Here is a 5,897-nt window from a genome sequence, read left to right as displayed (position 1 = left end):
AAACATTACGTTAGACGGGATTTATGCAAAACTTAATGCTTAAGGTTCAGTCTATGTTCGAACGCTAGAATGCAAAAAGCCTCTCATCACGAGAGGCTTTTTTGTCGAGCTTAGAACTTAGAACTTAGAACTTAGAACTTAGAACTTAGAACTTAGAAAATAGAACGACCAATACGCTCTGATAGCAATTCTAAAGCCTGAGTTCCCGCCAGTGAATTACCCGACGCGTCTAGTTCCGGAGACCACACCGCGATCGTCATTTCGCCAGGAACAATCGCAATAATCCCGCCACCGACACCAGATTTTCCGGGCATACCAACACGATAAGCAAACTCTCCCGCCCCATCGTACAAACCACATGTCGCAAGCAAAGCATTCAGCTGTTTGGTTTGAACTGGCGTGATGATCTCTTTCTTAGTCTGAACCGACACGCCTTTGTTTGCCAAATAGCTAAAGGTCTTCGCCAAATCCACACAGGTCATTTTAAGCGCACAAGCATGGAAGTAGTTATTCAGTACGGGAATAACATCGTTCTCAAAATTACCAAATGAACGCATCAAATAAGCGATAGCAGCATTACGATCGCTGTGCATCATCTCAGAAGCCGCCACAACCTTGTCATACACAATATGAGTATCACCCGATAACTGACGGACGAATTCTAATAAACGGTGTCTTGGTGCTGATAGACGGCTTTGTAATAAGTCAGCAACGACAATCGCGCCAGCATTAATAAACGGGTTACGAGGGATGCCGTGTTCCATCTCAAGCTGAATCATCGAGTTAAAGGCTTGTCCTGAAGGCTCCTTCCCTACTCGCTGCCATATCTCTTCAGGCTTATACAACACCATTGCTAGCGTCAGACTTAAAGCCTTCGAAATTGATTGCACAGAAAAGGCTTCATCGGCATCGCCAGCTTGAATAACTTCACCTTCATTTGTGTATACCGCAATCGCCAGTTTCTGGTTCGATACGCGAGCCAATGCAGGAATATAGTCAGCGACCTTTCCCTGACCAATTAAGGGACGAACTTCGTCTAAAATCTCGGCTAAAATAGCTTGAGTTGGTTTCATGTGAGCTTACTTCTTATTGTTATTTTTGTAGGGGTGTGACATTCAGTTTTGTCCTTAAACTTCTAAGTTGATAAAAGCCTAAGGACAAAAAAGCCAACACTACAATAATGTTGGCTTTTATCAATCCCATAAAGTGTAGGGTTTAATCCTAAGTCGGATTCACCTTCACTTAATTTGATTCAGAATTACTTAGTACGCTTGAACTTAATGTCCCAAACACCATGACCTAAACGGTGGCCACGAGCTTCAAACTTAGTTAGCGGACGCTCGTCTGGACGAGGAATGTAATCACCATCTTCAGCGATATTCTCGAAACCTGGAGCGACGTTCATCACTTCAATCATATGTTCTGCGTAGTTTTCCCAGTCTGTTGCCATGTGGAAAATACCAGTATCAAGTTGCAGCTTACCGCGAACCATCTCTGCAAACTCAGCCTTAACGATACGACGTTTGTGGTGACGAGCTTTATGCCATGGGTCAGGGAAGAACAGTTGCAGTGTATGCAGGCTGCTGTCTGGGATCATGTGTTCAAATACTTCTACTGCATCGTGACACATTACACGCAGGTTAGTTACGCCAGCATCGCGAGCTGTACCTAAACACGCACCAACACCTGGGCTGTGAACTTCAATACCTAAGAAGTTTTTCTCAGGCGCATTCTTTGCCATTTCAACCAGTGATGCACCCATACCGAAGCCAATTTCTAGTACAACAGGGTTGTCGTTGCCAAACACTTCTTTCCAATTAAGAAGTTCTGGGTTGTAGTCGATACCCATTGTTGGCCAACATTCGTTCATCGCGTTTTCTTGGCCTTTTGTTAAGCGGCCTTCGCGGCGAACAAAACTACGGATCTTACGAACCAGTTTGCCGTCTTCAGTATATTCGTTAGTGGTCACTTCACTCATTGATTTTTGCCTGCACATTGATTAATCAAAGCGGGGATTATCCAAAGAATTGCCTCCGGTGCAAGTCTTTCCGTGGATAAATTCCCACACAATTTGTCTGTTTTACATCCAACCGTAAGTGTGGTGCAATTTCACTCCTAATAATAGCAAAGCATAGAGCATGTCGTGACTCCTTTCGCAACCGCAATATTAAAGTGGTATGACGCCTTTGGGCGTAAAGAATTACCTTGGCAACAAAACAAAACCGCCTACACCGTTTGGCTATCTGAAATCATGCTTCAGCAGACTCAAGTCGCCACGGTGATTCCATACTACCAGCGCTTCTTAGAGCGCTTTCCAACGGTTATCGACCTAGCGAACGCTGAACAAGATGAAGTGCTCCACTTATGGACGGGGCTTGGTTATTACGCGCGAGCTCGTAACCTTCACAAAGCAGCTAAGATTGTTGCTGAACAGTATGGTGGTGAGTTTCCGCTTTCTATCGAAGATATGAACGCGCTACCGGGTATTGGACGCTCTACTGCCGCTGCAGTGCTGTCCTCTGTGCATAAACTCCCCCATGCGATTCTTGATGGCAACGTCAAGCGCACCTTGGCGAGAAGCTTCGCAGTAGAAGGTTGGCCGGGGCAAAAGAAAGTCGAGAACCAGCTTTGGGAGCACGCAGAAGCACACACTCCCAATCAAGATGTCGATAAATACAATCAAGCCATGATGGATATGGGTGCGATGGTTTGTACTCGTAGCAAACCCAAATGTACCTTATGCCCAATTGAAAGCATGTGTGAAGCTAAGAAGCTCGATAGACAGCTCGATTTCCCTGGTAAGAAACCTAAGAAAGAAAAGCCGATAAAAGAAACATGGTTTGTGATTCTGTACCACAACAATCAAGTATGGCTCGAACAACGCCCTCAATCTGGTATCTGGGGAGGACTATTCTGTTTCCCTCAAAATGAAAACGCAGAGATCGAACATCAATTAGATCTTCGTTCGATCAAAGACAACGAAACCGATTCGATCAAGACCATGATTGCGTTTCGACATACTTTCAGCCACTACCACTTAGATATCACACCTGTATTAGTAAAATTAGATAAACAACCAGATTTGATAATGGAAGGGACTAAAGGTCTCTGGTATAACTTATCAAAACCGGAAGAAATTGGCCTAGCCGCTCCTGTAAAGCAGCTTATTGAGAGCCTACCCTTTGAACTGAACGACGACGTTTGAATCAACGAACGCGATAAGAGGAACCACTATGAGCCGCACTGTATTTTGTGCTCGCCTTCAAAAAGATGCTGAAGGCCTAGATTTTCAACTTTACCCAGGTGACTTAGGTAAGCGTATCTTTGACAACATCTCTAAAGAAGCTTGGGGACAATGGCAAAGCAAACAAACCATGCTTATCAATGAGAAGAAGCTAAACATGATGGATCCTGAACATCGTAAACTTCTTGAAACTGAGATGGTTAACTTCCTTTTTGAAGGTAAAGATGTCGTTATTGATGGCTACACTCCACCAAGCGAATAAGACATTTATTTAAGCAAATTTTAATGACATCATGGTTAACGCTGCGATGTCATTTTTGTATGAGGAACTATGAAAAAGCTAAGTTACTTCCTAACAGCCATGTTGTTAACTGGATGCAGTCGTGAATTTGTCGAAAGCATTTATGATGTTAATTACGAACCAACCAACCGATTTGTAAGTAATTTAGCGGAGCTACCCGGTCAATTTGAAAAAGACACAGGGGCGTTAGATTCTTTAATTAATAGCTTTTCTGGCAACATCCAAAAACGTTGGGGCAGCAGTGAAGTAAAGATGGCGGGCAAGAGTAACTATGTGAAATACATAGATAATTACTTAAGCCGTTCAGAAGTAAACTTTAGCCAAGGTCTAATCACAGTTGAAACCGTATCCTCAACTGATCCTAAAAAGCACCTCAAAAATGCAATAATGACGACACTTTTAACGCCAGATGATCCTGCGAATGTCGATCTATTCTCTTCCAAAAGCATCAAGTTAGAAGGCCAACCTTTCCTCTATAACCAAGTCGTTGATCAGGATAAGAAGCCAATCCAATGGACATGGCGCGCTAATAAGTTTGCTGATTATCTGATCGCCAATAACTTAAAAACTAAGGAAGTCGACTTTAAAAAAGCGTATTACGTCGAAATTCCAATGGTGGCCGATCACGCCAGCAAACGAAGCTATAAGTACGCAGATATCGTTCGTCGCGCATCTCAACGTTATGACATTCCTGAAGACTTGATTTACGCGATCATCAAAACAGAAAGTAGTTTCAACCCATACGCAGTGAGCTGGGCGAATGCCTATGGACTTATGCAGGTAGTCCCAAAAACCGCAGGTCGAGATGTTTTTAAGCTTGTCAAAAAGAAACCTGGAGAGCCGAGTCCTGAGTACTTATTCAATCCAGAAAACAACATAGATGCTGGCACTGCGTACTTTTACATCCTTAAAAATCGTTATTTGAAGGACGTGCAACACCCAACCACGCTCGAATACAGCATGATCTCAGCATACAACGGTGGCACTGGTGGGGTACTCAATACCTTCAGTAAGGACAGAAAGCGGGCAATGCGTGACTTAAACTCATTGCAACCTAGTCAAGCTTACTGGGCACTGACAAAGAAACACCCAAACAAAGAGTCGCGTCGATACTTAGAAAAAGTAACAAAATTCAAGAAAGATTTTAACCAAGGTAAAACGTAAGCCTCACTTTTGAATAAAAAAACAACTAACGAACGTTTTTTTTAATTATTTTCAAAAAAGGTGTTGACGGTTATGCAGAAAATCCGTTTAATAGCGCTCCGTTGCCCGGATAGCTCAGTCGGTAGAGCAGAGGATTGAAAATCCTCGTGTCGGTGGTTCGATTCCGCCTCCGGGCACCACAATTTGATTTGTTGGTGTCATCACTCTTTAACAGGGAGTAGCAACACGAACAAAAGCATAAAGAATTTAGTGTGCCGACTTAGCTCAGTAGGTAGAGCAACTGACTTGTAATCAGTAGGTCACCAGTTCGACTCCGGTAGTCGGCACCATTCTTTTGCCTCGATAGCTCAGTCGGTAGAGCAGCGGATTGAAAATCCGCGTGTCGGTGGTTCGATTCCGCCTCGAGGCACCATTATTTGGTACTTAACAAATAATGGTCTTTATAGACCTGATGTTGAGACAAGTAATTCCCCTTTAGTTCAGTTGGTAGAACGGCGGACTGTTAATCCGTATGTCGCAAGTTCAAGTCTTGCAAGGGGAGCCATTTTAAAGAACTTCATTTTATATGAGGTTTTAATTAGAGAGTTTACTCTCTAAAGCAAAGAATTTAGTGTGCCGACTTAGCTCAGTAGGTAGAGCAACTGACTTGTAATCAGTAGGTCACCAGTTCGACTCCGGTAGTCGGCACCATTCTTTTGCCTCGATAGCTCAGTCGGTAGAGCAGCGGATTGAAAATCCGCGTGTCGGTGGTTCGATTCCGCCTCGAGGCACCATTATTTGATACTTAACAAATAATGGTCTTTATAGACCTGATGTTAAGACAAGTAATTCCCCTTTAGTTCAGTTGGTAGAACGGCGGACTGTTAATCCGTATGTCGCAAGTTCAAGTCTTGCAAGGGGAGCCACATTCAAGAAAGCCAAGTCGAAAGACTTGGCTTTTTTTCGTTTGAGCTAACTCTAACTCTATTCAGTATTGCCGTCAGCTCAACATCAAGCCCTGATCACCCCCATAAAGTTAAAGCATCCCCTTTCCTATCTCGACAGTACCAATCCTTGAATTCGTTCAAACCCTCTCGATACAAACTAAACCATCTCTGAAATTAAGCACCTTTAGCCGCGTATCGTCACATAAAACTTAACAACCACCTACTAAAGTAGGTGGGTTAGTATTACGGACTGAAAGTCCGG

5 protein-coding genes and 7 tRNA genes are annotated in these 5,897 nt (G+C 43.4%); 10 read left to right on the top strand and 2 right to left on the bottom strand.

Going from position 1 to position 5,897, the window contains the following annotated elements:
• Nucleotides 1-152 precede the first annotated feature (152 nt).
• Nucleotides 153-1,073 (bottom strand): glutaminase B, encoded by a 921-nt coding sequence (glsB, locus tag ED652_RS23550; protein ID WP_009847707.1) that lies wholly within the window; start codon nt 1,071-1,073, stop codon nt 153-155.
• Between the two features lie 185 nt (nt 1,074-1,258).
• On the bottom strand, nt 1,259-1,978 hold the full coding sequence (gene trmB, locus ED652_RS23545) for a tRNA (guanosine(46)-N7)-methyltransferase TrmB (RefSeq protein ID WP_004735468.1): 720 nt from the start codon (nt 1,976-1,978) through the stop codon (nt 1,259-1,261).
• Between the two features lie 165 nt (nt 1,979-2,143).
• On the opposite strand from trmB, the gene mutY reads away from it, so the two are divergent.
• From mutY to ED652_RS23495, 10 genes are all read left to right on the top strand, one after another.
• Nucleotides 2,144-3,205, top strand: a complete 1,062-nt coding sequence (gene mutY, locus ED652_RS23540; protein ID WP_122056339.1) for an A/G-specific adenine glycosylase — start codon at nt 2,144-2,146, stop codon at nt 3,203-3,205.
• Between the two features lie 28 nt (nt 3,206-3,233).
• Nucleotides 3,234-3,506: an oxidative damage protection protein gene (locus ED652_RS23535; protein WP_004735465.1), complete on the top strand. Its 273-nt coding sequence runs from the start codon at nt 3,234-3,236 to the stop codon at nt 3,504-3,506.
• Nucleotides 3,507-3,575: 69 nt separating this feature from the next.
• Nucleotides 3,576-4,709 carry a membrane-bound lytic murein transglycosylase MltC gene (gene mltC, locus ED652_RS23530; RefSeq protein WP_017084369.1) on the top strand — a complete coding sequence of 378 codons (1,134 nt, stop codon included), beginning with the start codon at nt 3,576-3,578 and terminating at the stop codon, nt 4,707-4,709.
• Between the two features lie 103 nt (nt 4,710-4,812).
• Nucleotides 4,813-4,888: transfer RNA gene (locus ED652_RS23525), tRNA-Phe, on the top strand.
• 74 nt (nt 4,889-4,962) lie between these two features.
• Nucleotides 4,963-5,038, top strand: a tRNA-Thr gene (locus ED652_RS23520).
• A gap of 7 nt (nt 5,039-5,045) precedes the next feature.
• Nucleotides 5,046-5,121: transfer RNA gene (locus tag ED652_RS23515), tRNA-Phe, on the top strand.
• Between the two features lie 56 nt (nt 5,122-5,177).
• Nucleotides 5,178-5,253: transfer RNA gene (locus tag ED652_RS23510), tRNA-Asn, on the top strand.
• Between the two features lie 70 nt (nt 5,254-5,323).
• Nucleotides 5,324-5,399: transfer RNA gene (locus ED652_RS23505), tRNA-Thr, on the top strand.
• A 7-nt stretch (nt 5,400-5,406) separates the two neighbouring features.
• Nucleotides 5,407-5,482 (top strand) — tRNA-Phe (locus ED652_RS23500).
• 56 nt (nt 5,483-5,538) lie between these two features.
• Nucleotides 5,539-5,614: transfer RNA gene (locus tag ED652_RS23495), tRNA-Asn, on the top strand.
• Nucleotides 5,615-5,897: the final 283 nt, after the last annotated feature.

The sequence above is a fragment of the Vibrio sp. Evd11 genome (genome assembly GCF_900382755.1).
GTDB lineage: Bacteria > Pseudomonadota > Gammaproteobacteria > Enterobacterales > Vibrionaceae > Vibrio > Vibrio lentus.
Note: the sequence above shows the minus strand (reverse complement) of the source record. Positions and strands in the feature narration are given on the sequence as shown.

Excerpts from the sequence above, each read along its gene's own strand:
- glsB (WP_009847707.1), bottom strand. The coding sequence starts at position 1,073 with ATGAAACCAACTCAAGCTATTTTAGCCGAGATTTTAGACGAAGTTCGT.
- trmB (WP_004735468.1), bottom strand. The coding sequence starts at position 1,978 with ATGAGTGAAGTGACCACTAACGAATATACTGAAGACGGCAAACTGGTT.
- ED652_RS23535 (WP_004735465.1), top strand. The coding sequence starts at position 3,234 with ATGAGCCGCACTGTATTTTGTGCTCGCCTTCAAAAAGATGCTGAAGGC.
- mltC (WP_017084369.1), top strand. The coding sequence starts at position 3,576 with ATGAAAAAGCTAAGTTACTTCCTAACAGCCATGTTGTTAACTGGATGC.